Origin of the sequence: Tropicimonas omnivorans, from assembly GCF_031846565.1 — a bacterium.
GTDB lineage: Bacteria > Pseudomonadota > Alphaproteobacteria > Rhodobacterales > Rhodobacteraceae > Tropicimonas_B > Tropicimonas_B omnivorans.
On the sequence record NZ_JAVRHL010000002.1, the window covers coordinates 715148 to 738772 of the forward strand.

Annotated in this window: 26 protein-coding genes and 1 other RNA gene; 21 read left to right on the top strand and 6 right to left on the bottom strand. The window is 67.5% G+C overall.

Annotated elements, in window-relative coordinates:
- Window positions 1–30 precede the first annotated feature (30 nt).
- The 13 genes from RM543_RS08765 to rpmG all read left to right on the top strand — a co-directional run bounded on the left by RM543_RS08765 (window position 31) and on the right by rpmG (window position 9530).
- Window positions 31–441: a GFA family protein gene (locus RM543_RS08765; RefSeq protein ID WP_311690656.1), complete on the top strand. Its 411-nt coding sequence runs from the start codon at window positions 31–33 to the stop codon at window positions 439–441.
- Window positions 435–1343 carry an ATP-grasp fold amidoligase family protein gene (locus RM543_RS08770; protein WP_311690658.1) on the top strand — a complete coding sequence of 303 codons (909 nt, stop codon included), beginning with the start codon at window positions 435–437 and terminating at the stop codon, window positions 1341–1343. Before RM543_RS08765 ends, RM543_RS08770 begins: the two co-directional genes overlap by 7 nt.
- On the top strand, window positions 1340–1954 hold the full coding sequence (locus tag RM543_RS08775) for a (d)CMP kinase (protein ID WP_311690660.1): 615 nt from the start codon (window positions 1340–1342) through the stop codon (window positions 1952–1954). Before RM543_RS08770 ends, RM543_RS08775 begins: the two co-directional genes overlap by 4 nt.
- 229 nt (window positions 1955–2183) lie before the next feature.
- Entirely contained in the window at window positions 2184–3866 is a 1683-nt protein-coding gene (rpsA, locus tag RM543_RS08780) for a 30S ribosomal protein S1 (RefSeq protein WP_311690662.1), read from the top strand.
- A 234-nt stretch (window positions 3867–4100) separates the two neighbouring features.
- Window positions 4101–4397 carry an integration host factor subunit beta gene (ihfB, locus tag RM543_RS08785; RefSeq protein WP_116082679.1) on the top strand — a complete coding sequence of 99 codons (297 nt, stop codon included), beginning with the start codon at window positions 4101–4103 and terminating at the stop codon, window positions 4395–4397.
- A gap of 7 nt (window positions 4398–4404) precedes the next feature.
- Window positions 4405–4779, top strand: coding sequence for a lipopolysaccharide assembly protein LapA domain-containing protein (locus RM543_RS08790; protein WP_311690665.1), 375 nt, complete (start codon window positions 4405–4407; stop codon window positions 4777–4779).
- A gap of 11 nt (window positions 4780–4790) precedes the next feature.
- Window positions 4791–5447, top strand: coding sequence for a phosphoribosylanthranilate isomerase (locus RM543_RS08795; protein ID WP_311690667.1), 657 nt, complete (start codon window positions 4791–4793; stop codon window positions 5445–5447).
- A gap of 155 nt (window positions 5448–5602) precedes the next feature.
- Entirely contained in the window at window positions 5603–5890 is a 288-nt protein-coding gene (gene gatC / locus RM543_RS08800) for an Asp-tRNA(Asn)/Glu-tRNA(Gln) amidotransferase subunit GatC (RefSeq protein ID WP_116082674.1), read from the top strand.
- Window positions 5887–7368: an Asp-tRNA(Asn)/Glu-tRNA(Gln) amidotransferase subunit GatA gene (gene gatA, locus RM543_RS08805; RefSeq protein ID WP_311690670.1), complete on the top strand. Its 1482-nt coding sequence runs from the start codon at window positions 5887–5889 to the stop codon at window positions 7366–7368. The genes gatC and gatA overlap by 4 nt, the downstream gene beginning before the upstream one ends.
- A gap of 44 nt (window positions 7369–7412) precedes the next feature.
- Complete coding sequence (locus RM543_RS08810; protein ID WP_311690672.1) at window positions 7413–8141, top strand: hypothetical protein; 729 nt, start codon at window positions 7413–7415, stop codon at window positions 8139–8141.
- Window positions 8142–8148: 7 nt separating this feature from the next.
- Window positions 8149–8847 carry an N-acetylmuramoyl-L-alanine amidase gene (locus tag RM543_RS08815; protein ID WP_311690674.1) on the top strand — a complete coding sequence of 233 codons (699 nt, stop codon included), beginning with the start codon at window positions 8149–8151 and terminating at the stop codon, window positions 8845–8847.
- Between the two features lie 34 nt (window positions 8848–8881).
- Window positions 8882–9260: RNase P RNA component class A (gene rnpB / locus RM543_RS08820), an RNA gene on the top strand.
- 102 nt (window positions 9261–9362) lie between these two features.
- On the top strand, window positions 9363–9530 hold the full coding sequence (rpmG, locus tag RM543_RS08825; RefSeq protein WP_093418185.1) for a 50S ribosomal protein L33: 168 nt from the start codon (window positions 9363–9365) through the stop codon (window positions 9528–9530).
- A 213-nt stretch (window positions 9531–9743) separates the two neighbouring features.
- On the opposite strand, the gene RM543_RS08830 is transcribed toward rpmG, so the two are convergent.
- Window positions 9744–10184, bottom strand: a complete 441-nt coding sequence (locus RM543_RS08830) for a DUF1178 family protein (protein ID WP_311690678.1) — start codon at window positions 10182–10184, stop codon at window positions 9744–9746.
- 124 nt (window positions 10185–10308) lie between these two features.
- On the opposite strand from RM543_RS08830, the gene RM543_RS08835 reads away from it, so the two are divergent.
- From RM543_RS08835 to thpR, 3 genes are read left to right on the top strand one after another with little or no spacing between them, the layout of a single operon-like run.
- Window positions 10309–10854: a glutathione peroxidase gene (locus RM543_RS08835; RefSeq protein WP_311690680.1), complete on the top strand. Its 546-nt coding sequence runs from the start codon at window positions 10309–10311 to the stop codon at window positions 10852–10854.
- Entirely contained in the window at window positions 10844–11968 is a 1125-nt protein-coding gene (locus tag RM543_RS08840) for an acetoin utilization protein AcuC (RefSeq protein WP_311690682.1), read from the top strand. The genes RM543_RS08835 and RM543_RS08840 overlap by 11 nt, the downstream gene beginning before the upstream one ends.
- Window positions 11965–12519: an RNA 2',3'-cyclic phosphodiesterase gene (gene thpR / locus RM543_RS08845; RefSeq protein WP_311690684.1), complete on the top strand. Its 555-nt coding sequence runs from the start codon at window positions 11965–11967 to the stop codon at window positions 12517–12519. The genes RM543_RS08840 and thpR overlap by 4 nt, the downstream gene beginning before the upstream one ends.
- Here the strand turns inward: thpR and RM543_RS08850 are convergent.
- The 3 genes from RM543_RS08850 to RM543_RS08860 all read right to left on the bottom strand — a co-directional run bounded on the left by RM543_RS08850 (window position 12489) and on the right by RM543_RS08860 (window position 14621).
- Window positions 12489–13745: a 3-deoxy-D-manno-octulosonic acid transferase gene (locus RM543_RS08850; protein WP_311690686.1), complete on the bottom strand. Its 1257-nt coding sequence runs from the start codon at window positions 13743–13745 to the stop codon at window positions 12489–12491. The genes thpR and RM543_RS08850 overlap by 31 nt on opposite strands.
- Before the next feature lie 133 nt (window positions 13746–13878).
- On the bottom strand, window positions 13879–14436 hold the full coding sequence (locus RM543_RS08855) for an RNA polymerase sigma factor (protein WP_311690688.1): 558 nt from the start codon (window positions 14434–14436) through the stop codon (window positions 13879–13881).
- A complete protein-coding gene (locus tag RM543_RS08860) occupies window positions 14433–14621 on the bottom strand; it encodes a NepR family anti-sigma factor (RefSeq protein ID WP_311690690.1) in 189 nt (62 codons plus the stop codon). Before RM543_RS08860 ends, RM543_RS08855 begins: the two co-directional genes overlap by 4 nt.
- Before the next feature lie 363 nt (window positions 14622–14984).
- On the opposite strand from RM543_RS08860, the gene RM543_RS08865 reads away from it, so the two are divergent.
- The 5 genes from RM543_RS08865 to RM543_RS08885 all read left to right on the top strand — a co-directional run bounded on the left by RM543_RS08865 (window position 14985) and on the right by RM543_RS08885 (window position 19875).
- Window positions 14985–16121 (top strand): NAD(P)H-dependent glycerol-3-phosphate dehydrogenase, encoded by a 1137-nt coding sequence (locus tag RM543_RS08865; RefSeq protein WP_311690692.1) that lies wholly within the window; start codon window positions 14985–14987, stop codon window positions 16119–16121.
- Window positions 16118–16891, top strand: a complete 774-nt coding sequence (locus tag RM543_RS08870; RefSeq protein WP_311690694.1) for an HAD-IIB family hydrolase — start codon at window positions 16118–16120, stop codon at window positions 16889–16891. Before RM543_RS08865 ends, RM543_RS08870 begins: the two co-directional genes overlap by 4 nt.
- The gene (ggpS, locus tag RM543_RS08875; protein ID WP_311690696.1) at window positions 16881–18368 is read left to right on the top strand and encodes a glucosylglycerol-phosphate synthase; all 1488 of its coding nucleotides are present in this window, start codon (window positions 16881–16883) and stop codon (window positions 18366–18368) included. The genes RM543_RS08870 and ggpS overlap by 11 nt, the downstream gene beginning before the upstream one ends.
- Before the next feature lie 71 nt (window positions 18369–18439).
- Entirely contained in the window at window positions 18440–19606 is a 1167-nt protein-coding gene (locus RM543_RS08880; RefSeq protein ID WP_311690698.1) for an acetate/propionate family kinase, read from the top strand.
- Window positions 19607–19656: 50 nt separating this feature from the next.
- Window positions 19657–19875 (top strand): hypothetical protein, encoded by a 219-nt coding sequence (locus tag RM543_RS08885; RefSeq protein WP_311690700.1) that lies wholly within the window; start codon window positions 19657–19659, stop codon window positions 19873–19875.
- A 157-nt stretch (window positions 19876–20032) separates the two neighbouring features.
- Here the strand turns inward: RM543_RS08885 and RM543_RS08890 are convergent, their stop codons facing one another.
- Together RM543_RS08890 and RM543_RS08895 are read right to left on the bottom strand one after the other, a co-directional pair.
- Window positions 20033–22972: a valine--tRNA ligase gene (locus tag RM543_RS08890; protein ID WP_311690702.1), complete on the bottom strand. Its 2940-nt coding sequence runs from the start codon at window positions 22970–22972 to the stop codon at window positions 20033–20035.
- Window positions 22973–23091: 119 nt separating this feature from the next.
- Window positions 23092–23523, bottom strand: coding sequence for an Lrp/AsnC family transcriptional regulator (locus tag RM543_RS08895; RefSeq protein ID WP_311690705.1), 432 nt, complete (start codon window positions 23521–23523; stop codon window positions 23092–23094).
- Between the last annotated feature and the right edge of the window lie 102 nt (window positions 23524–23625).

A 23625-nucleotide genomic window follows, 5' to 3' on the forward strand; every position in this document is an offset into this window, starting at 1 on the left:
ATCGACCGCGATGCACTGGAGACTGAAACGATGACCGGACTGACCGGACGATGTAATTGCGGCGAGGTCAGCTACCGCGTGACGGGGCCGTTCTCGCCCGTCGTCGCCTGTCACTGCACCGAGTGCCGGCGCGCCTCCGGCCACTTCGTCGCGGCGACGTCTGCGGTGGAGACGGACCTCGTGATCGAGGGAGTGCCCCGCTGGTACGAAAGCACCCCCGGAACGGTGCGCGGGTTCTGCCCGACCTGCGGCGCCAATTTGTTCTGGCGGCAAACGCCGGGCCGGATCTCGATCTGGGCCGGCTCGATCGATGCGCCGACGAACCTTGCCCTCGAGGCCCATATCTTCACGTCCGAAAAGGGCGACTACTACGAGATCGCGGACGGTTTGCCCCGCCATCCGGAGCGCTTGGCAACAACGAAGGAGGGGGAGGCATGTTGATTCCGCCGCGGCCGATCCTCGCCAACAGACGCCTTTACCGGCAGCACGGAAGGCTTGTCCGCAAGTTCAAGGAGGATCTCGGCTACGCGCCGAACCTCGCCCGCCCCCGGACGTTTTCTGAAAAGGTGCAATGGCGCAAGCTGAACGACCGCAACCCGCTGTTCCGAACGCTTGCGGACAAGGTCGCCGTCCGGGACTGGGCGGCGGACCGGATCGGCGGAGAGGAGGGACGCGCGCTTCTGACCGAGTGCGTCGCCGTGATCGAGAACGCGGCGGATGCCGACGTCCACGCCCTGCCTGACGGGGTTGCGCTCAAGTCCGCCCACGCATCGAGCTGGAACATGCTGGTGGAACGCTGGACACCGGAGCTGCGCCGGCTGGCCGAGACCAAGCTCGCGTCGTGGACCACCGGATATTACGGCGCCGCCAAGAGCGAGGCGGCCTATCTGGAGGTGCCTCGGCGCGTTCTCGTCGACCGTCTTCTCTACCGGGCGGACGGGAAGCTGGCCGATGTCCTGAAGATCCTCTGCTTCCACGGCCGGGCCGAAGCTCTCTGCATCAACCAGTGGCCCGATGGCGCGGCCCCCCTGGACGGGGATGGGGAATTCTACCAGTCCTTCATGACGCCTGAATGGGCACCGGCCGGCTTCACCACCGGTCGCCCGACGGCCCCTGTGAGGCCACCCCGGCCGAAGCGGCTCGGCGATGCGCTGTCCATCGCGGAGCGGCTCTCGGCCGGCATCGATTTCGTCCGCGTCGATTTGCTTGCGACGGAAGATGAGTTAAAGCTGTCCGAAATGACGCTGTATCCCAAATCGGGGCTCGTGCCCTACGATCCGCCCCGGTGGGATCGCCTCCACGGCGATCTCTGGACATTGCCGCAAGAAAGCCGGTCGTCATGAGTTTCACTGTTGCCATCGACGGTCCCGCCGCGGCGGGGAAGGGGACGATTGGACGCGCGGTCGCCGCTCATTTCGGTTTTGCCCATCTCGATACAGGGCTTCTCTACCGCGCGGTCGGACGGCGGACGCTCGACGGCACGACGCCGGAGGATGCGGCCCTCGCGCTCAAGGCGTCAGACCTCGAGGACGACGCGGCGCTTCGCCATCCCGACGTAGCCCAGGCCGCCAGCCGGGTCGCCGCGGTTCCGGAAGTGCGCCGGGCCCTTCTGCATTTCCAGCGCGCCTTTGCGGCGCGGTCGGGCGGCGCGGTACTCGACGGGCGCGATATCGGAACGGTGATCTGCCCGGATGCGGCCGTGAAGCTGTTCGTGACGGCCTCCGATGCCGTCCGCGCGCATCGCCGCCATGCGGAGCTGATCGCCAAGGGGCACGAGATCGATCTGGACGAGGTCGCCGCCGACCTGCGCCAGCGAGATCAGAGGGACGCCGCCCGCGCGACGGCGCCGCTCCACGCCGCGGCCGACGCCGTCACGCTCGACACGTCCGACATGGCAATCGACGAGGCCGTCACGCGCGCTCTCGAGGCTGTGGAGGCTGCGCGGAGCCGCTGAGAGCGGGGTCCGGGCGCCTCGCCCTTGCGTGCGCGCCGGGCCTGCTGTAAAGAGCGCGGCGTCAACAGGGGGCTGATTGCGCCCGGATGTTCGAGCAGGGCCGGACCGATGCCGGGCCCTGTCTTCGTGCATTCGGCGTCTTTCATTCTCCTGACCGACCAGATTCTCAAGACCGGCGGACCCAACCGCCTGGCCCGAAACAACCCGTGAAAAGGAATACCGGACCCTTATGAGCGCCAACGCATCCATGGAGGAATTCGAAGCCCTCCTCTCCGAAAGCTTCGAGATCGACACCCCGAACGAAGGTTCGGTCGTGCGCGGCAAGGTCATCGCCATCGAGGCGGGACAAGCCATCATCGACGTCGGCTACAAGATGGAAGGCCGCGTCGAGCTCAAGGAATTCGCAAACCCCGGCGAAGCCCCCGAGATCTCGGTGGGCGACGAGGTCGAGGTTTATCTCGATCGTGTCGAGAACGCCCGTGGCGAAGCCGTCATCAGCCGTGACAAGGCCCGCCGCGAAGAAGCGTGGGACCGTCTCGAGAAGGCCTATGCCGACGAGAACCGTGTCGAGGGCGCGATCTTCGGCCGCGTCAAGGGCGGCTTCACCGTCGATCTCGGCGGCGCCGTGGCCTTCCTGCCCGGCAGCCAGGTTGATGTGCGCCCCGTGCGCGATGCCGGCCCGCTGATGGGCCTCAAGCAGCCGTTCCAGATCCTCAAGATGGATCGTCGTCGCGGCAACATCGTCGTCTCGCGCCGTGCCATCCTCGAGGAGAGCCGTGCCGAGCAGCGTGCCGAGGTCATCGCCAAGCTGACCGAGGGCGACACCGTGGACGGCGTCGTCAAGAACATCACCGAGTACGGCGCCTTCGTCGACCTTGGCGGTGTGGACGGCCTCCTGCACGTCACCGACATGGCGTGGCGCCGGGTCAATCACCCGTCCGAGATCGTCTCCATCGGTGAGACGATCAAGGTCAACGTGATCAAGATCAACAAGGAAACCCACCGTATCAGCCTCGGCATGAAGCAGCTGCAGGACGATCCGTGGGATGCCGTGGAAGCCAAGTTCCCGCTGGATTCGGTTCACACCGGCCGGGTGACGAACATCACCGATTACGGTGCGTTCGTGGAGCTGGAGCCGGGCGTCGAGGGTCTCGTGCACGTCTCCGAGATGAGCTGGACGAAGAAGAACGTCCATCCGGGCAAGATCGTCTCCACCTCCCAGGAGGTCGAGGTGATGGTGCTCGAGATCGACACCCAGAAGCGTCGTGTCTCGCTCGGTCTCAAGCAGACCATGCGCAACCCGTGGGAAGTCTTCGCCGAAACCCATCCCGAGGGCACCGAGGTCGAGGGCGAGGTCAAGAACATCACCGAGTTCGGTCTGTTCGTCGGCCTTCCGGGCGATATCGACGGCATGGTCCACCTGTCGGACCTGTCGTGGGATCAGCGCGGCGAGGAAGCCATCCAGGATTACCGCAAGGGCGACGTCGTCCAGGCCGTGGTCACGGAGACCGACGTCGAGAAGGAGCGCATCTCGCTCTCCATCAAGGCGCTTGGCGGCGACAAGTTCGCCGAGGCGATCGGCGGCGTGAAGCGCGGCTCGATCATCACCGTCGAAGTGACGGCGATCGAGGATGGCGGCATCGAGGTGGAGTACGAGGGCATGAAGTCCTTCATCCGCCGCTCCGACCTGGCCCGCGACCGCTCCGAGCAGCGGCCCGAGCGGTTCTCGGCCGGTGACAAGGTGGACGTCCGCGTCACCAACCTCGACAGCAAGACCCGTCGTCTCGGCCTGTCCATCAAGGCGCGCGAGATCGCCGAGGAGAAGGAAGCCGTGCAGCAGTATGGCTCCTCCGACTCGGGCGCCTCGCTCGGCGACATTCTCGGCGCCGCACTGAAGGGCGACGAGAACTGAGGTCCGCATCCGGCCCATCCGAGGCCGGAGCGAGAGATATCGAGAGGGCCCGCGCGGGGGATCGCGCGGGCCTTTTCTTCATCCAGGGAAGGGACGGGGTGGCCCCGAAGGGCGCTTGACGCCAAGCAATCTCGGCGGGTGAGTGCCGTAAGGGCCTGTCGGGCATTCCTAAAAAGGAATGATGCGCTATAGTCGTCCTCGGGCTGATGGCATCGCAGGCGGAGGAGACTCTCCATGATACGTTCCGAACTGATCCACCTGATCGCCGAGGAAAATCCGCATCTCTACCAGCGCGATGTCGAAAAGATCGTGAACACGATCTTCGAAGAGATCATCGATGCGCTGGCGAATGGGGACCGGATCGAGCTGCGCGGCTTCGGCGCCTTCTCCGTGAAGAAGCGAGACGCCCGGACCGGCCGCAATCCCCGGACCGGGGAATCGGTTGCGGTCGAAGAGAAATACGTGCCCTTCTTCAAGACCGGCAAGCTCCTGCGCGAACGCCTCAACGACAGCGCGAACGAAAAGGCCTGAACGCGACATGAAATATATTAGGCTGGCCGTCCTGGCCGTCCTCCTGATCGTCCTTCTGACGATCTCCCTTGCAAACCGGCAGATCGTCGAACTGGCGCTGATGCCGGAGCCCCTGGAGCGCCTGCTCGGCGTCGCGCCGGGCGCTTCGCTGCCGCTGTTCATCGTGGTTCTGGGCAGCGTCGTCGTCGGCCTTCTCATCGGCTACCTCCTGGAATGGGTACGCGAGCACAAGCACCGCGTCGAAGCGCGCAACCGTGGTCGCGAGATCGCCGATCTCCGGGCCGAGAATGCGCGCCTGCGCGGCGAGAAGAACGAGGGCAAGGACGAGGTTCTGGCCATTCTCGACGACAGCACGGTGCAGCAGCGCCGCCGCGCCTCCTGAGAGAGACTTCCATGACCGACAGTTCCGGGATCCGCATCAAGGTTTGCGGTCTGACGCGGCCAGAAGACGTGACCGCCATCGCCGAGGCCGGCGCCGATTACGCCGGCTTCGTCTTCTACGAGCCATCGCCGCGCAATATCGGCCTCGACGTCGCCGCCGAGCTGACCCGGCTGGTGCCGGACGGGATCGAGAAGGTCGCTCTGACGGTGAATGCGCCCGACGCGCTCTTCGAGGGGCTGCTGGACGTCGCCCGGGTCGACCTCATCCAGTGCCACGGCAACGAGGGGCCGCAGCGGCTGGAGGAGTTGCGGGACATGTTCGGCCTGCCGGTGATGAAGGCGATCACCATCGCCACGGAGGCCGATCTCGAAGCGCTCCCGGGTTATCTCGAATCGGCCGATCAGCTTCTGATCGATGCAAAGGGCAGCGCAGCGGATGCGCTTCCGGGCGGCAACGGGGAAAGCTTCGACTGGTCCCTCCTCGAGGGCGTCGAGTGGGACCTGCCGTGGATGCTCGCCGGCGGGCTGACCCCGGACAACGTGGGCGAGGCGATCCGCGTCACCGGCGCAGGGCAGGTCGATGTGTCCTCGGGCGTCGAATCGGCACGCGGCATCAAGGATGCCGGGCTCATCCGCGCCTTCTGCGACGCCGCCCGCGCCGCCGGGTAGGGCAGGGCGCCCGGCCGGCGCCGATGCTTCCCGCTCAATGCGGGTTCCTCTTGGCCCGGACCTTTCGCGCGGCCCGGCCGGCTTGCGGGCGGCGCGGCCTTGGCTTAGACCGCCTCGCGATCCGCTCAGACAGTTTCTCGAAAGGCGCTGACACCATGTCGATCGATACCGACACCGCGCGGCGCGTGGCCCGGCTTGCCCGGATCCGCGTCGAGGAGGACCAGCTTCCGGCACTCGCCGGTGAGTTCAACGCTATCCTCGGCTTCATCGAGCAACTCTCCGAGGTCGACGTGACAGGCGTCGAACCGATGACCTCCGTCACGCCCCAGCGCCTCAAGCGCCGGGATGACGAGGTGACCGATGGCGGCTACCCCAAGAAGGTGCTGTCCAACGCTCCCGATGCCCGCGAGGGCTTCTTTGCCGTGCCGAAGGTGGTCGAATGAGCGCTCCAGAGACCATCGCCGAAGCGCGCGACGCGCTCCGCAACGGGGACGTGACCTCCGCCGAGCTGACCCAGGGCTACATCTCCGCGATTTCGGAGGCGGGAGCGCTCGGCGCGTTCGTCCACGAGACGCCGGATCTCGCCATGGACATGGCGCGCGCCGCGGACAAGCGCATCGCCGAGGGCGGCGCGCCGGACATGTGTGGCATCCCGCTCGGCATCAAGGATCTCTTCTGCACGCAGGGTGTCGCGTCGCAGGCGGCGTCCCGCATCCTCGACGGCTTCACGCCCGAATACGAGAGCACGGTGACGGCGAAACTCTGGCGGTCCGGCGCCGTGATGCTCGGCAAGCTGAACATGGACGAGTTCGCCATGGGCAGCTCGAACGAGACCAGCACCTACGGACCGGCTGTGAACCCCTATCGCCGCTCGGGCGACACCGAGGCGCTGACCCCCGGCGGGTCCTCCGGCGGCTCCGCCTCCGCCGTGGCGGCCTCCCTCTGCCTCGCCGCGACCGGCACGGATACCGGCGGATCGATCCGCCAGCCGGCGGCCTTCACCGGCATTACCGGCCTCAAGCCCACCTATGGCCGCGTCTCCCGCTGGGGAATCGTAGCGTTCGCCTCATCGCTCGATCAGGCCGGACCGATGACCCGCACCGTGCGCGACAGCGCGATCATGTTGCAGGCGATGGCCGGGCACGATGCGAGCGATTCGACCTCTGCCGACATTCCCGTGCCCGATTTCGAGGCGGCGCTCAGCGGCGATATCCGCGGCAAGGTGATCGGCGTTCCGCGCGAGTATCGCATGGACGGGATCCCGAAGGAGATCGACGCGCTCTGGCAGGACGGCGTGCGCATGCTGCGCGAGGCCGGGGCGGAGATCAGGGAGATTTCCCTGCCGAACACGAAATACGCTCTGCCGGCCTATTACGTCATCGCGCCGGCCGAAGCCTCATCCAACCTTGCTCGCTACGACGGGGTGCGCTTTGGACGCCGCGCGAAAAGCGAGCCCGGCGACGGCATCCTCGAGATGTACGAGAAGACCCGCGCCGAGGGCTTCGGTGCGGAGGTCCAGCGCCGCGTCATGGTCGGCACCTATGTCCTGTCCGCCGGCTTCTACGATGCGTATTACAACCGTGCGCGGAAGGTGCGGGCCCTGATCAAGCACGATTTCGACACGGTCTTCGACAAGGGCGTCGACGCGATCCTGACGCCGACCACCCCCTCGGCGGCCTTTGCGCTCGGCAGCATGGCCGACGCTGACCCGGTACAAATGTATCTCAACGACGTCTTCACCGTGACCGTGAACCTCGCGGGTCTGCCGGCGATCTCCGTTCCGGCGGGCCAGACGGGGGACGGCCTTCCCCTCGGCCTCCAGCTCATCGGGCGCCCCTGGGACGAGGCCGGTCTGCTGAACACCGCCGACGTACTGGAACGTGAAGCCGGCTTCGTGGCACGTCCGGAGCGTTGGTGGTAAAGTGCCGGAACCGAAAAACCTCTTCTCATCGTGGTAGACCGAAGATGATCCGTTCGATTCATTCCTCCACCGCCCTGATCGCTCTTGCCGCGCTCGCGCTCTCCGCGTGCCAGCCGGCGGTCCCGGACAGTGCGGCGCAGTTCGACGACCGGGTGAGCTTCGAGACCGCCCGCGCGGGGCAGGCCACCGGCTCGCTGCCGGTCCTGCCGCCCGAAGCCACGGGCGCCCCCGCGGTGAACAGCTCGGACGTCGATGGTCTGTCCTCGTCCGATCTCGCCGCGGCCGGGATCGGCGCGCAAGGCTCCACGTCGACTTCGTCCTATCCGCCGCCCGAGGCGGTCGTCGTGGAGCCCGTTCCGGGTGCGGTCATCAGCCCCCCGGGGTCGGCCGAACTTTCGGACGAGCAGAACTTCAAGGCCGTGGCCGAGCGCGAGACGATCGAGAGCGACGCCGAGCGGCTCGAACGGCAGCGGGCGCAATACCGTCAGGTCCAGCCGGGCCAGTTGCCGCAACGCACGGGCGAGGGCGGTCCGAACATCGTCGCCTATGCCCTCCAGACGAGCAATTCCGTCGGCCAGCCGCTTTACCGCCGGATGTTCGCCAGCGCCGACAAGGCTCGGCGGAACTGCGCGAACTATCCCTCGCCCGACGTGGCGCAGCGCGATTTCCTCGCCCGCGGCGGCCCGCAGCGAGACCGGCTCGGGATCGACCCGGACGGCGACGGGTTCGCCTGCTCCTGGGATCCCAGCGGCTTCCGCGCCGCGCGCAGCTGATCTGCCGTTGAGCACGGCAGGAACGCGCGCCGCGCGGTCTTCTCCCAATCACGGGGACCGGCGAGACGGGCTGCGCCCCGATCTCGTCGTTTTGCATTTCACCGCCATGGCGACCGCCGAGCTTGCGCTCGACCGCCTCTGCGATCCGGAGGCGGAGGTCTCCGCGCACTGGCTGATCGCGCGGGACGGCGAGGTGCATTCGCTCGTTCCCGAAGACCGGCGTGCCTGGCATGCCGGCGCCGGAAGCTGGCGTGGGCAGGGGGACATCAATTCCCGGTCCATCGGCATCGAGCTCGACAATGACGGGCGGTCTCCGTTCTCGGAGCCGCTGATGTCCGCCCTCGAGGATCTGCTTCCCGGTGTGATGGCCCGTCACGGGATCGGCCCAGCCGGGGTGATCGGTCACTCGGACATGGCTCCGGGACGGAAGGTCGATCCCGGCGGGCGGTTCGACTGGCTGCGTATCGTGCGCCGGGATCTCGCCCTCTGGCCGCACGTCGACATTCTTTCGATTCGGGAAGAGGGACCGGGCGACACCGATGAGCTGGAGCGCCGTCTCACCGAGATCGGCTATCCGGGCGAGGCATCGCGCGAGGACCGGCTGGCGGCCTTCCGCCTCCGTGCGCGACCCTTCTTTGCCGGTCCTGCGGATGCCACGGATATTGCACGGGCCCGTGCCGTCGTCGCGCGTCTCGCCGAGGCTTGACCCCGAGGATCACCGCGCATAGCTGGACGCTCGCGCGGATGGCCGGACGGCCGCGGGAGGACAACCTTCCGAGGAAAGTCCGGACTCCATGAAGAAACGGTGCCGGGTAACGCCCGGGCGGGGCAACCCGACGGAAAGCGCCACAGAGAACAGACCGCCCCGGATCCGTCCGGGGTCAGGGTGAAACGGTGGGGTAAGAGCCCACCGCGGAGGCGGCAACGTCTCCGGCATGGCAAGCCCCACCGGGAGCAATGCCGAATAGGACCTCCGCGCCCGACACAGGGCAGGGCCGCTTCAGCCCGGGAGGTCGGGTTGGCAGCTAGATCCCGTCCGCAAGGGCGGGAGCAGATGAATGGTCGTCGGCGGGGATCCGTCCCCGACCACAGGATCCGGCTTACAGGCCGTCCGCGCGAAATCGGAGGCCCGCTCCCTGTTGACAGGGGGCAGCGCACGGGTAAAAGGCGCATTCAAGATTATCACCGGCGGGCCGACCTCCCGCGCGAAGGAGAGACGAGATGGCGAAGCCGACAACGATCAAGATCCGCCTGAACTCGACCGCGGATACGGGCCACTTCTACGTGACCAAGAAGAACGCCCGGACCATGACCGAGAAGATGACGATCAAGAAGTACGACCCCGTCGCGCGCAAGCACGTCGAGTACAAGGAAGGCAAGATCAAGTAAGAGGCGCTCGCACGCCCTGAACTTGACCATGCTGACATTCGGAAGCCGCGCCTCCCTTGGTAGAGAGCGCGGCTTCTGACATTCTGGGGGGACAGCGGGCGCGCCGGCAGGCGAGGTCCGACGGCGTGTGGTCTGACGCGACAAGGTCTCAGGGATTGCGCAGGGCGCGCCACGAGACGTCACGAGCGGGGCCAGGCGAATCGGCCGATGCCCTCAGTTCGTCTTGGATCCCCGGAGGAAGGGCAGCGGGACGACCTCGATCCCGTCGCGGAGAAGCTCCTTCGCCTCGTCCGGACGGGCCTCGCCGCGGATGGCGCGGTTCGGCTTCTCGCCCTCGTGGATGGCGCGTGCCTCGCGGGCGAAGTTCCGGCCGACATCCTCCGTCCCCGCCTCGATCTTCCGGCGCAACTCCCGGAGCGCCTGTTCGGCGGGGCTCGCAGGCTGCGAGAGGGGACGTTCGGGCGCTGCGGCCTCTTCGCTAGGTGTGTGTCCGGAGGCGACGCTCGGCGCCATCATCGCCCGGTCGACCTCGGGCGAGCCACAGACGGCGCAGGCGAGACGGCCTGAATCGCGCAGGTCCTCGAACTTCTCCGCCGAGGCAAACCAGCTCTCGAAGCGGTGGTCCTTGTCGCATTTGAGGGAGTATCGGATCATCGGCATGAGCATGTAGGCAGTTGCGCCGCCCCTGCAAGTGTCGCCGTGCCGCATGGCGCACGATCTTGAAGCGGCGTGACCGCGCCATACCATTGCCGCTCAATCCTGACGAAGGGGCGTCTCGATGCACCGCCGCACTCTCTGCCTCGCGCTCGGCGCAACGATTGCCGCAGGGCCTCTCGGGGCGGCGTCCTCCGGGCCGCGCATCCCGGACTTCACCTTCGCGTCCATCGATGGCGGTCGCCACGATCTTTCGGCGTGGCGGGGAGATCCGGTGCTCGTGGTGAACACGGCGTCGCTCTGCGCATTCGCGCCCCAGCTGGACGGGCTCCAGGATCTTCACGACCGTTATGCCGAGCGGGGCCTGCGTGTTCTGGCCGTGCCGTCGGACGACTTCCACCAGGAACTCGGCAGCGACGAGGAGGTGAGGGACTTCTGCTCGCTTCAGTTCGACATCACCCTGCCGATGGCCTCGATCACGCATGTCCGCGGCCCGGAGGCGCATCCCTTCTATGCGTGGGTGAAGGCCGAGGAGGGGTTCGAGCCGGACTGGAACTTCAACAAGATCCTCCTCGGCCCGGACGGGCGCGTCGTGCGGACATTCGGCGCCGCCACCCGCCCGCTGTCCGTGCCGATGATCCGGTCCATCGAGGCGCTGCTTGACGGCTGACCCTGCGCCGAAACTCATCGGATCGGAGATCTATCGCGGCTCGTCCTACGGCGCCTGGCACCCGCTCGCGATCCCCCGCGTCTCCACCGTGATGGACCTGACCCGTGCGCTTGGATGGGTCCCGCCGGGAAGCTATATCCCGAGCCCGCGCGCGAAGCCCGCCGCGCTCCATGCCTGGCATGATCCGGCTTACGTTGCCGCGCTGCAAAAGGCGGAGGCGGACGGCGAGGTGGACGAGGAGACCCGCCGGCGGCACGACATCGGCACCGTCTCCAACCCGATCTTCCCGGAGATCTACCGCAGGCCGGCCACGGCCGCCGGCGGATCCCTTCTCGCCGGGGAACTGCTCGCGACAGGCGGCGTGATCCACAATCCCGCCGGCGGAACGCATCACGGGATGCCGGACCGTGCCGGCGGCTTCTGCTATCTCAACGATCCCGTGCTCGGCATCCTGTCGCTCCAAAGGAACGGAGCGCGGCGCGTGGTCTATGTCGATATCGACGCGCACCATCCGGACGGGGTCGCCTTCGGCTTCAGGGGGGAGCCCGATGTGCTGATGATCTCGGTCCACGAGGAGAAACGCTGGCCCTTCACTGGCGCGCTCGAGGAGAGGGAAGGCGGCAGCGCCGTGAACCTTCCGGTGCCGGCCGGCCTGAACGACACCGAGTTCAGCCTCATCGCGGGCGAGCTGATCCTGCCGCTGGTGGAGCGGTTCGCGCCGGATGCCATCGTCCTGCAATGCGGGGCGGATGCGGTTCAGGAGGATCCGCTCTCCCGGCTCGCGCTGTCCAACAACGCGCATTTCGGGATGGTGGCGGCGCTGCGCCCGCTTTCCCCGCGATACCTCGTCCTCGGCGGCGGGGGCTACAATCCCTGGACGGTCGGGCGGCTCTGGTCCGGCGTCTGGGGCACGCTTCAGGGCGCCGAGATGCCCGACAGGGTGCCGGCGGAGGCCGAGAAGGTCTTGAGGGCGCTGAGCTGGTCCCGGAAGGGGCGAGGCGGGCCGACCGAGGCGCTGATGACGACGATCCGGGACGCGCCGCGGGAGGGGCCGATCGGCGAGCGGGTGCGGGCGGATGTGGGATTTCTGAGGCGACGGGAGGGCCTTGCGTGATTCGCCTCTTCGCCGCGATCCCGCTGCCCGGGGAGGTGCGCGAGCGCCTGACGGACATCGCCATCGACACGCCTGTCGGCCGGGCGGTGGACGCCGACCTCGTGCATCTGACGCTGTCCTTCTTCGGCGAGGTGACGGAGCCGCAGGGCGCCGATCTGCACGCCGCGCTCCTCGAGGTGAAGGGCGCCCCGTTCGATCTCGCCCTCAGCGGCCTCGGCGTCTTCGGGCGCACCCGCCCCCGCATCGCCTATGCTGCCGTCCTGCCGTCGGAGCCGCTGATGCGCCTGCAGGCGAAGGTGGCCCAGGCGGGGCGCGCAGCGGGGCTGGAGCTGGAGACCCGGCGCTTCGTGCCCCATGTGTCGCTCGTGCGCCTGAGCGGCCATCGTGCGGAGGCGGCGCCCATCGCGGACTTCGTGGTGGAGGAGAATGATGCCTTTGAGGAGAGTGTGGAGGTCACGGGCTTCTGCCTCTACCGCTCGACGCTTCACCGTGACGGGCCGCATTACGACCGACTTCACGGCTATCCCCTCGGAGCATTCCGGGAGGTCTGAGCGAGGGCCCGGAGCCTGGCGGCGAGGGCGGCGATCCGGTCCGGTGTGACCGGGGTCAGCGCGATCTGCGCCTTCCGGGCCAGTTCGGCGGCCGCATCCGGTGTGAGGCAGGCGAGGGCGCGGCCAAGCTCGGCAGCATTCCCGACCCTCAGTGCCCCGCCGGCCTTGTCGAGCGCGGCATAGGCTTCCGCGAAGTTCGACGTATCCGGCCCATGAAGGAGCGCGCAGCCGAAGGAGGCGGGCTCGTAGGGCGTGTGCCCGCCGCGGTCCGACAGCGATCCGCCGACCCAGCAGATCGAGGCGGACGCGTACCAGAGTGGCATCTCGCCAAGCGTGTCTGCGAGAAGGATGTCGGTCTCTTCGGTCACCACGTCCCCGGTGGAGCGGCGCGCAACACGGAAGGAAGTCTTCGAGAGCAGGGCCGCAACCTCGTCTCCCCGGGCGGGGTGGCGGATGGCGAGGATGAGGCGCAGCTCGGGACGCTCCTTGCGCGCCTCAAGGAAGGCCTCGAGGACGATACGCTCTTCCGGCGTATGGGTCGAGGCGGCGAGGCAGGTGAGCTCCCGCGCGTGGGGCCACGCGGCGCGGCGCGCGGGCTCCTGTGGGGCGGCGAGGGACACCGAGGCCTTGAGCGTCATCGGGTCCGCAAGCGAGGCCTCCGCGACGCCGAGATCCGCAAACCGTTCCGCCGAGGAGGCATCCTGCGGCACCACCAGCGACAGGCCCGCGAGATGAGGACCGACGACCACGCCCCAGCGGGACCACCGCTCCGCGCTGCGCTCCGAGAGGCGGGCCGAGATCAGGACGCGCGGAATGCCGCGGCGGGCGAGTAGGGCGAAGCGGTTCGGCCATATCTCGTTCTCGACCCCGACATAAAGGCAGGGTCTTGCGCGTCGAAGGAACGCGGCGAGGCAGAGGCGCTGGTCGAGCGGGGCAAGGCGCGGGGTGAGGCCATAGAGATTCCAGCCCCGGACCGTATCCCGTGCGTTCACCGTGTTGCAGGTGAGGGTGACCGGCCCGCCCGCCACGAGTGCCGTGACGAGGCCGCGTGCGGAATTGGCCTCGCCGACCGAGGCTGCGTGAACCCAAGGGCCCGGCGCCGCGGGACCGCCGCCCATCCGCTCCCGAAAGTCGGCCCAGCTTTCCCGACCGCGCACCGCGCGCAGAAAGAAGGCGGTGAAGATCGGCACGAGGGCGATCGTCAGGAGGAGCCGGTACAGCAGCATGGGGCCTATCTTCGAGGCAGTGGTCCCGGAACGGCGTCTCGCCGGGTCCCGGCAGCCGCTGGGAGGCAGAAAGAAGCCCCCCATACATGAAACAGCATGGAGGGCTTTCGTCGGAACGCGCGCGTCGGCCGGATCAACAGGGAGACAGGCCGACCCCGGCAAGGACGGCGACGGTGGCCTGGTCGGTCAGCTCCATCTCCTCGTCGTCGCGCAGATGCAGCATCTTGATCAGCGCCTGGCGACCACGGTTCGCGCGGCTCTTGATCGTGCCGATGGCGACGCCGCAGGTCTCTGCGGCCTCCTCGTAGGAGAAGCCCGATGCCCCGACGAGGATCAGCGCCTCGCGCTGCTCATCCGGGAGTTTGGCGAAGGCGACCGAGAAGTCACGGAGGGCAAGGCGCCCGTCATGGTCGGGCTTGCTCGCCAACGTGGCGGCAAAGGCGCCGTCGGGATCGCTGACCTCGCGTTTGGACTTGCGGCGGCCGGAATAGAAAGTGTTGCGGAGGATGGTGAAGAGCCAGGCGCGGAGATTGGTGCCCACCTCGAACTTGTCGAGATTGGACCAAGCCTTGACGACCGTGTCCTGCACGAGATCGTCCGCAGCAGCAGAATTTCGGGTCAGCGAGAGCGCGAATGCGCGCATGGCCGGCAGATGGTCGACGATTTCGTCGCGGGGATCCCGATGATTCATTGCGCGTTGTCTTGCTCTCTTAGCTGTTTCAGCAGATCCGTGAACCGATCGGGAACCTCTTCCTGCAGCATCTCATTGTATGCGCGGCGGAGGTTTGCATCGACATATTCCGTTCGCTCGGGATCCGCGTTCTCGTACCCCGCGTCGCTTTCGGTCGTCGTTCGGTTCATTGTCGCTACGCTCATCTAAGGTCTGGCCCGCCGCGTTGTTGCTGTCAGAGTTCCGTGCCATCGGAGCAACTCCCTGCCACGCAGGAAAGTTCCCGTCATCTTCCGCCGGTCCGGCAGCCGGTCCGATCCACGATGTCGAGGCGACGTTCTTGGGTCGTGATCTAACCCGGCCGAACATGCGTTCAAGTCGCGTCCCGAAGCGTAATCCCCCCTTGGGGCGCAGGTCGGGGATTGGGAACCGCGGTCCGGCACGATAAGTTGACCGCGAAAGGCGCCACCGAGCCGGGTGAACGGGGCGGGGCGCCGGCAAATTCAGAGGGACTTCATGATAATCCGGGACATGCCGAGCCGTTCGTCGATTGGATCGGGAGGCCGCACATGAGCGGGGCATCCGAAATCGGCGAAAGCGGTCTGGGGCAGGCCAGACCCTACGACACGGTGACCGTGATCGGCGCAGGCGCATGGGGCACGGCGCTCGCCGCCATGGCCCGCCGCGCCGGACGCACCACGAGGATCTGGGGCCGGACGCGGGAGGATATCGAAGCCTTTTCCCGCACGGGCCGGAATGACCGCTACCTCAACGGGGTGGCGCTTCCGGAGGGCATCGAGCCGATGGCGGATCTGGAGGAGGCGCTTGCGGGCACCGGATGCGTGCTCCTCGTGACGCCGTCCCGCAGCCTTCGCGAGATGTGCGGCAAGCTCAAGGGACTCGTGCCCGAGGGTGCTCCGGTCGTCCTTTGCGCCAAGGGGATCGAGCAGGGGACCGGCAAGCTTCTGTCGGAGGTTGCGGCGGAGGAGCTTCCGGGCCACGTCATCGGAGCCCTCTCGGGGCCGACATTCGCCCGCGAAACCGCGATGAACCATCCCACGGCCGTCACGCTCGCCTTCGAGTTCACCCCGGCGGACAGGCGCGAGCCGTCGCAGGCGCCGGCCTCCCGGCTCGCGACATCCCTCGGCTCCAACACCTTCCGCCCCTACATCTCGGACGACCTGACCGGCGTCGAGGTCGCGGGCGCGGTGAAGAACGTGATCGCCATTGCCTGCGGGATGATGACGGGCGCGGGGTATGCCGAGAATACCCGCGCCGCGCTGATCACCTGGGGCCTCGACGAGATGAAGACGCTCGCCGAAGCCCTGGGCGGGCGACGCGAGACGGTGACGGGCCTTGCCGGCACCGGCGATCTGACCCTGACCTGCTCGTCCCCAACCTCGCGGAACATGAAGCTCGGACTTCAGCTCGGGCAGGGCATTCCCCGCGCCGAGTGCTTCGGCGGACAGGATACCGTGGTCGAGGGGGAGGTGAACGCCGTCTCCGTCAACGACCTGGCCGAGCGCATCGGGGTCGAGCTGCCCGTCTGCCGCGCCGTCCACGACATCCTTCACGAGGGCGCGGACCTGCGCCAGACCTTCACCGATCTCTGGGGCCGTCCTCTCGTGGGCGAACCCAAGGCGCTGAACGTCGCCCTCGATCACCCGTCCCAAGCCCTTGAACGAGCCATGAAAGCCGCCCAATGACCGATCTGACGACCCGCGAATTCGTCCTCGCCACCGATCTCGACGGAACCTTCCTCGGCGGCACGGAGGAGGCCCGGGCAGCGCTCTACGAGTGGATCGACGCGAACCGCGACAGCGTCGGTCTCGTCTTCGTCACGGGGCGCGATCCGGAATTCATCGTCGATCTGACCCGCGGCACGCCGATCCCGACACCGGACTACGTGGTCGGCGACGTGGGCACGACCATCGCCCGCGTCGTGGACGGGCAGGTCGAGCCCATCGCCGAACTGGAGGAGGAGATCGCGCGGACCTGGGGCGATGCCGGACCGCGCGTCCGCCAGGCGCTCGACGGACATCCGGGCCTGACGGTCCAGGACACCGAGTTCCGCTACCGCGTTTCCTTCGACATGGATCCCGAGACCTACGACGACAGCGCTGCGCTGAAGGTGTCCGAGATGGGGTTCGATCCGCTCATCTCCGCCAACCGCTACTTCGACGTGCTGCCCCGCGGCATCTCCAAGGGGCCGTCGATCCGGCGGCTCGTGTCGTACTTGGGTGTCGAGGAGCGGCGCGTCCTGTGCGCCGGCGACACGCTCAACGATCTGTCCATGCTGATCTGCGGCCTTCCTGCCGTCGCGGTCGGCAATTCCGAAGCTCCGCTCCTCGAGGCCCTGCCCGAGGACGCCCCCCATATCTGGCGCGCCAAGGCCGATGGCTGCGCCGGGATCTGGGAGGCGATCGCCGCCTTCGGACTCCATTCCCAAGCCCGAGAGACCCCCAATGCCGTCTGATCTCGTCATCGTCTATCATCGTCAGCCCTACGAGGAGGTCGTCGAGAACGGCGAGACCCTCTATCGCGAGAACAAGAGCCCCAACGGCATCGTGCCGACGCTGAAGGGCCTCTTCGGCAAGGCCAAGAAGGGCTCCTGGGTCGCGTGGAAGGAGGCCGAGGATCCGAACGATCCGGGCTTCGAGCGCGTCATCGAGATCGAGGACAGCTTCGGAACCTACAACGTCTCCCGGCTGCCGCTGACCAAGGAGCAGGTGAAGAGCTTCTATCACGTCACCTCGAAGGAGGCCTTCTGGCCGATCCTCCACTCGTTCAAGGATCGCTACAACTACGATCCGGTGGACTGGCCGACCTTCCGCGAGGTGAACTGGGCCTTCGCCGAGGCCGCCGCGAACGAGGCCGCCGAGGGTGCACTCGTCTGGGTGCACGACTACAACCTCTGGCTGGTCCCCGGGTACCTGCGCAAACTGCGGCCGGACGTCACGATCAGCTTCTTCCACCACACGCCGTTCCCGTCGGCGGACATGTTCAACGTCCTGCCGTGGCGCGAGGAGATCGTCTCGAGCCTGCTCTCGTGCGACGTCGTCGGCTTCCACATCCCGCGCTACGCCGCCAACTTTGCCCGCGTGGCGCAATCGCTGTTCGACTGCGAAATCTCCGCGCGGCGGCGGATCAAGCAATCCGATCAGCCCATCGGCTCCGCGCTCGACGAGCGGTCGATGTTCACCGAACTGACGATGGAGGACGGCCGCACGGTCGCGCTGTCCGCCAGCCCCGTGGGGATCGACGTGGATTACGTCCGCTCCAAGGCCGAGGTGGTCGATGACCTGGTGGGGGAGATCAAGGCCGACATGGGCGAGCAGAAGCTCATCCTCTCGGTGTCCCGGACGGATTACACGAAGGGCGGGATCGAGCAGCTCCTCGCGTACGAGCGGCTGCTGCAGAGCCGCAAGGACCTGATCGGCAAGGTGCGCCTCATGCACGTCTCCGTCATGGCGAACCGCAACATGACCGCCTATGCCGAGATCCAGGGCGAGGTGGAGCAGATCGCCGGCCGCATCAACGGCACCTTCGGGACGCTCGAATGGCAACCGCTCGCCCTGATCAGCCAGGCGGTGCCGTTCGACAAGCTGGTCGCCTATTACCGCGCCGCCGATATCTGCTGGATCACGCCGCTCGCCGACGGGATGAACCTCGTCTGCAAGGAATACATCGCCTCGCGCGTGGACGGGGACGGCGTCGTCGTTCTGTCCGAGTTCGCCGGGGCGGCGGTGGAGTTGCCGTCGGCCATCCTCACCAACCCGTTCTCCAGCCGTTCCATGGACAAGGCCATCGAGCAGGGTCTCGCCATGTCCGAGCCCGAGCGGCGGGACCGGATGAAGGCCATGCGGGAGCAGATCGAGAGGGCGGACATCAAGGCCTGGGGCGACGAGCAGCTGTCCTACGGCAAGAAGGCCGTCGGCGCGTCCGCCGCCTGAGCGGACCATGAGGGACGCCGGGGTTCGCCCCGGCGTTCGCGACGTCCCCACCCCTTGGAAGGCGCCCCCCAATGGATGCGGTCCTGACGCTCAACGCCGGCTCCTCCTCGCTCAAGTTCTCGGTCTACGAGGCCGGAACGCAGGCGGGGCAGGGGCCGGCGAAGCTCCTCGGCGGACAGATCGAGCCCCTCGGCCCGGCCGCGCGCCTCACCCTGGACGACGCCCGCGAAACGCGCGTGACCGAGATCGGCCCGGCGGGCATGGGAGAGGCGATCGGCACCATTCTCGTGACGCTGGAGCGCCGGCTCGCGGGGCGGGCGGTCGTCGCGGTCGGACACCGGATTGTCCATGGCGGGGCGGAGTTCGATCGGCCGGTCCGCCTGACCCCCGATGTTCTGAAGCGGCTGGAGGCGTTCGAACCTCTCGCTCCGCTCCACCAGCCGCACAACCTCGCCGGCGTCGCGGCCGCCGAAATCGCCTTTCCGGACGCGCTCCAGGTCGGCTGCTTCGACACCGCCTTCCACCGCGGGCATCCATGGGTCAACGATACCTTCGCACTGCCGGCGCATCTCTACGAGGAGGGGGTGCGCAGGTACGGCTTCCACGGCCTGTCCTACGATTACATCGCTTCCCGCCTTGCGGAAGACTGGCCGGAGCTTGCGCGCGGCCGCGTCGTCGTCGCGCATCTCGGCAACGGTGCGAGCATGTGCGCGATGTCGGGCGGGCGCTCCATCGCCTCGACCATGGGCTTTTCCGCGCTCGACGGTCTCCCCATGGGGACGCGTTCGGGGCAGCTCGATCCCGGTGTCCTGCTCTATCTCCTGGAGAAGGGGGAGGGGCCGGAGAGCATCGCCCGCATGCTCTACCGCGAAAGCGGTCTCCTCGGCCTCTCCGGCATCAGCCATGACATGCGAACGCTTCTCGCCTCCTCCGATCCGGCGGCGGCGCGGGCGATCGAATACTACACCTTCCGCATCCGCAGGGAGATCGGCGCCATGGCGGCGGCGCTCGGCGGGATCGACGGTCTCGTCTTCACCGGCGGGGTCGGTCGGAATGCCGCGCCCGTCAGGACGATGGCCCTCGCCGGACTGGACTTTCTCGGCCTCAAACTGGATCCTGAGGCGAACCGGAACGGGGCCGAGCGCATCGGGATCGGAGCGGCCGAGATCCTCGCTCTCGAGACCGATGAGGAAGGCGTAATCGCCCGGGCCTGTTTTAGAACGATTGCAGCCGATTGAACCAGATCGCGGGGTTCCGCGTTGGATCCGCGACGCAAGGAGTTACACGAATGTCCGCACCGCACACCGATGTCGAAAAGCAGGAAAAGCAGCACCGCCCCGCGATGATGGGGATCGGCTTCGCGATCCTCTGGGGGGTCGTCTTGCTGGCGGTGTTCATCGTCTTCATGATCTGGCGCGGCGAGGAGCCCGTGGAGGCCGAGACGCAGATCGACGGCCGCACGGGAGCGGTCGAGGAGCCCGCAGAGGGCGCCGCGACCGACGAGTGATTGGGGATCTGTCGTGAGCTATTCGAAAGGCGCCGTGAGGGATCACGGCGCCTTTCTTCATGGCTGTCGCCAGCGAAAGCTGCGGGGAGCGCCGATCAGCGGCGCGTTCCACGTCAGGACGGGAGGGTGAGGGCGACCGGCGGCCGCCCTCCCGGCCTCACGCGATCTCGCTGATCCGCGCAAGGGCATCCGCGAGCTTGTCCTCCTCGGCCTGCCGGGCCTTCAGGTTGCCGCGGGTTTCCTCGATCACCTCGTCCGGCGCGCTTTCGATGAACTTGGGGTTCTCCAGCCGCTTGCGCATGCCGCCGATCTCCCCCTGAAGCTTCTTCAGCGTCTTCTCGAGACGGGCCTTCTCGGCGCCGGCGTCGATGATGTCCGCGAGCGGCAGGCCGAAGGTCGCACCTCCCACCGGCACCGTGATCGCCCCTTTCGGCATCTCGCCCGCGGCCTCGAGGCTCTCGATCCGCGCGAGGCGCCTGATCATGGCCTCGTTCGCCGCCCACGCAGCTTCCGCGCGGGCGTCCATCCCGGTATGAACCATCGGCACCTGAAGACCTGCCGGCACGCGGACCTGCGCCCGGGCCGACCTGATCCCGTCGATCAGCGAAATTGCGAAGGCCATCTCCTGCGACGCCTCCTCGTCCGCAAGCGCTTCGACATCCAGCTCGGGCCAGGGCGCGAGGATGAGGGGCGTGTCGCGGGACGCGAGCGTGCCCCAGAGTTCCTCCGTCACGTACGGCATGAAGGGGTGGAGGAGGGCCAGGCAGCGATCGATGACCCAGGCCATGACCGCGCGGGTCTCGGCGACCATCGCGGCGTCTTCGCCCATCAGCAAGGGCTTGGAGAACTCAACGTACCAGTCGCAGACCGTGCCCCAGACGAACGAATAGAGCGTGTTGGCCGCGTCATTGAAGCGGAACGCCTCCAGCGCCTCGGAGGTCTCCGCCGCGGCCCTTGCGGTCTCGCCGAGGATCCAGCGGTTCACCGGGGCGGTCGCCTCGGGGATGCCCTCCGGCGCGCCGGCCTCGAAGGCGCCGTTCATCTCGGCGAAGCGGCAGGCGTTCCAGAGCTTCGTGCTGAAGTTGCGGTATCCCGCGATCCGGTCCTTCGAAAGCTTGAGATCCCGCCCCATCGCGGCCATCGCCGAGAGTGTGAAGCGAACGGCATCGGCGCCGAACTCGTCGATCAGGTCGAGCGGGTCGAGGACGTTGCCGAGGGACTTCGACATCTTCTTGCCCTTCTCGTCCCGGACGAGGGCATGGACGTAGACCGTATCGAAGGGCCGTTCCTCGACGATGGCGTACTGCATCATCATCATCCGGGCGACCCAGAAGAAGATGATGTCGAAGCCGGTGACGAGGACCGAGGTCGGGAAGTAGCGCTTCAGCTCTTCCGTCTCCTCCGGCCAGCCGAGCGTGCCGATCGGCCAGAGGCCGGACGAGAACCACGTGTCGAGGACGTCGGGATCCTGCGTCAGGGCGACGCCGTCGCCGGCCTTCTTCTGCGCCTCGGCTTCCGTCGCCGCGCAGTACTGGTTGCCATCGTCGTCGAACCAGACCGGGATGCGATGGCCCCACCAAAGCTGGCGGGAGATGCACCAGGGCTCGATGTTCTCGAGCCAGTGGAAATAGACCTTGGCGTCCCGCTCGGGGAGGATCTTCACGGTCCCGTCGCGGACAGCATCGAGGGCCGGGCCGACGATCTGGGCGGCGTCGACGAACCACTGGTCCGTCAGCATCGGCTCGATGACGACCTTCGAGCGGTCTCCGAACGGCTGCATGATCGGCTTGGTCTCGACGAGGGGGACGAGCGTGTCGGCCCGCGCCTCGCCGCCTTCCTCGGGCGCTTCGGGCGCCTTGGCGGCCTTCGCCCCGAGCCGTGGATCGGTGGGGGGCACCATCACGGCGAGGCCCTCGGCGGTGATCTGGTCGATCACGCGCTGGCGCGCCTCCAGACGGTCCAGCCCGCGCAGATCGTCGGGGACGAGGTTGACGGCGTCGGCCTCCGCCTCGTTCAGCGTCCGCTCGCCCTTGGCCACGGACATCGCGACGGCGGCGGCCTCGGCATGGGGCGCACCGTCCGCGCGCATCTGCGCCTTGGTGTCCATCAGGCGGTACATCGGAATGCCGCCGCGCTTGGCCACCTCGTAGTCGTTGAAATCGTGCGCGCCGGTGATCTTCACCGCGCCGGAGCCGAAGGCCGGGTCCGGGTACTCGTCGGTGATGATCGGGATCAGGCGGCGGTGCTCCTTCGGCCCGACGGGGATCTCGCAGAGCGTGCCGACGATGGGCGCATAGCGTTCGTCGGAGGGATGCACCGCGACGGCGCCGTCGCCGAGCATGGTCTCCGGGCGCGTGGTCGCGATGGAGATGTAGTCCCGCGTCTCCCGCAGGGTGACGGTCCCGTCCTCGTCCTTCTCGACGTACTCGTAGGTCTCGCCGCCGGCGAGGGGATACCGGAAGTGCCACATGTGGCCGGGCGTCTCGACGTTCTCCACCTCGAGGTCGGAGATCGCGGTCTCGAAATGCGGGTCCCAGTTCACGAGGCGCTTGCCGCGGTAGATCTTGCCCTGCTCGTAGAGCTCCACGAAGACGCGGATGACGGCGTCGTGGAAATCGGGGCCGCTGCCCGCGTCGGGATCTCCCGGCGCACCGCCCATGGTGAAGGCCTCGCGCGACCAGTCGCAGGAGGCGCCGAGACGCCGGAGCTGGCCGATGATAGTGCCGCGGCTCTTCTGCTTCTGTTGCCAGACCCGTTCGACGAAGGCCTCGCGCCCCATCTCCCGGCGCGGCGGCTCTCCGTTCGCCGCCATTTCGCGCTCGGTGACCATCTGGGTCGCGATGCCGGCATGGTCCGTTCCGGGCTGCCAGAGCGTGTCGTGTCCGCGCATGCGGTGCCAGCGGACGAGGATGTCCTGAAGCGTGTTGTTGAACGCGTGGCCCATGTGAAGGGAGCCCGTGACGTTCGGCGGCGGAATCACGATGCTGAAGGTCTCGGCGCCGCTTTTGGCACCCGCTCCGGCGCGAAAGGCGCCGGCCTCTTCCCATGCTGCGTAGATCCGCGCCTCGGCGGCCTCGTGGTCGAAGGTCTTGTCCATCGCTTGGGATCGCCCGTCGTCTGAATGTGTGATTGGGCGCCGGTCTACATAAGCCGCGCGCGAAGGGAAAGCGCGATGGGGCATGGGCCCCGGACCGGGCTTCCGGCGGTGAAGGGCGGTCAGATCCTGCGGTCGAACTTCGTGGTGAGATGGATCAGGCTCTCGGTCGTCCGCACGCCGGGGATGGTTCCGATTTCGTCCAGGGTCTCGTCGAGGGCCTGCGTCGTCTCCACCGAGAGCGAGAGGATCAGGTCCACGCGGCCCGTCGTCGTATGGCAGGCCTCGACCTCGGTCATCGTTCGCAGGCGCTGGAGGACCGCCGGCGTCGCGCGCGGCTCGACTTGCAGGAGCACCGTGCCGCGAATCCGCCGCAGTGTGACCGCCTCGCCGAGACGGATGGTGTATCCGGAGATCACCTTGTTGCGTTCCAGCCGCTCGATCCGGGCCTGAACGGTGGAGCGGGCGACCTTGAATCTCCGCGCGAGGCGGGAGGTAGAGGTCGAACTGTCCGCCGCAAGGGCGGCCAAAAGCTTCTCGTCGAGGTCATCCATCAAATCTGCCCGCCATTTTCGTCATTTTGACAAGCATACTGCACAATTCGACGCTTTTCATCGGTGAAAATGTCCATCATATGCGCTTCATTCCTTTCAGGA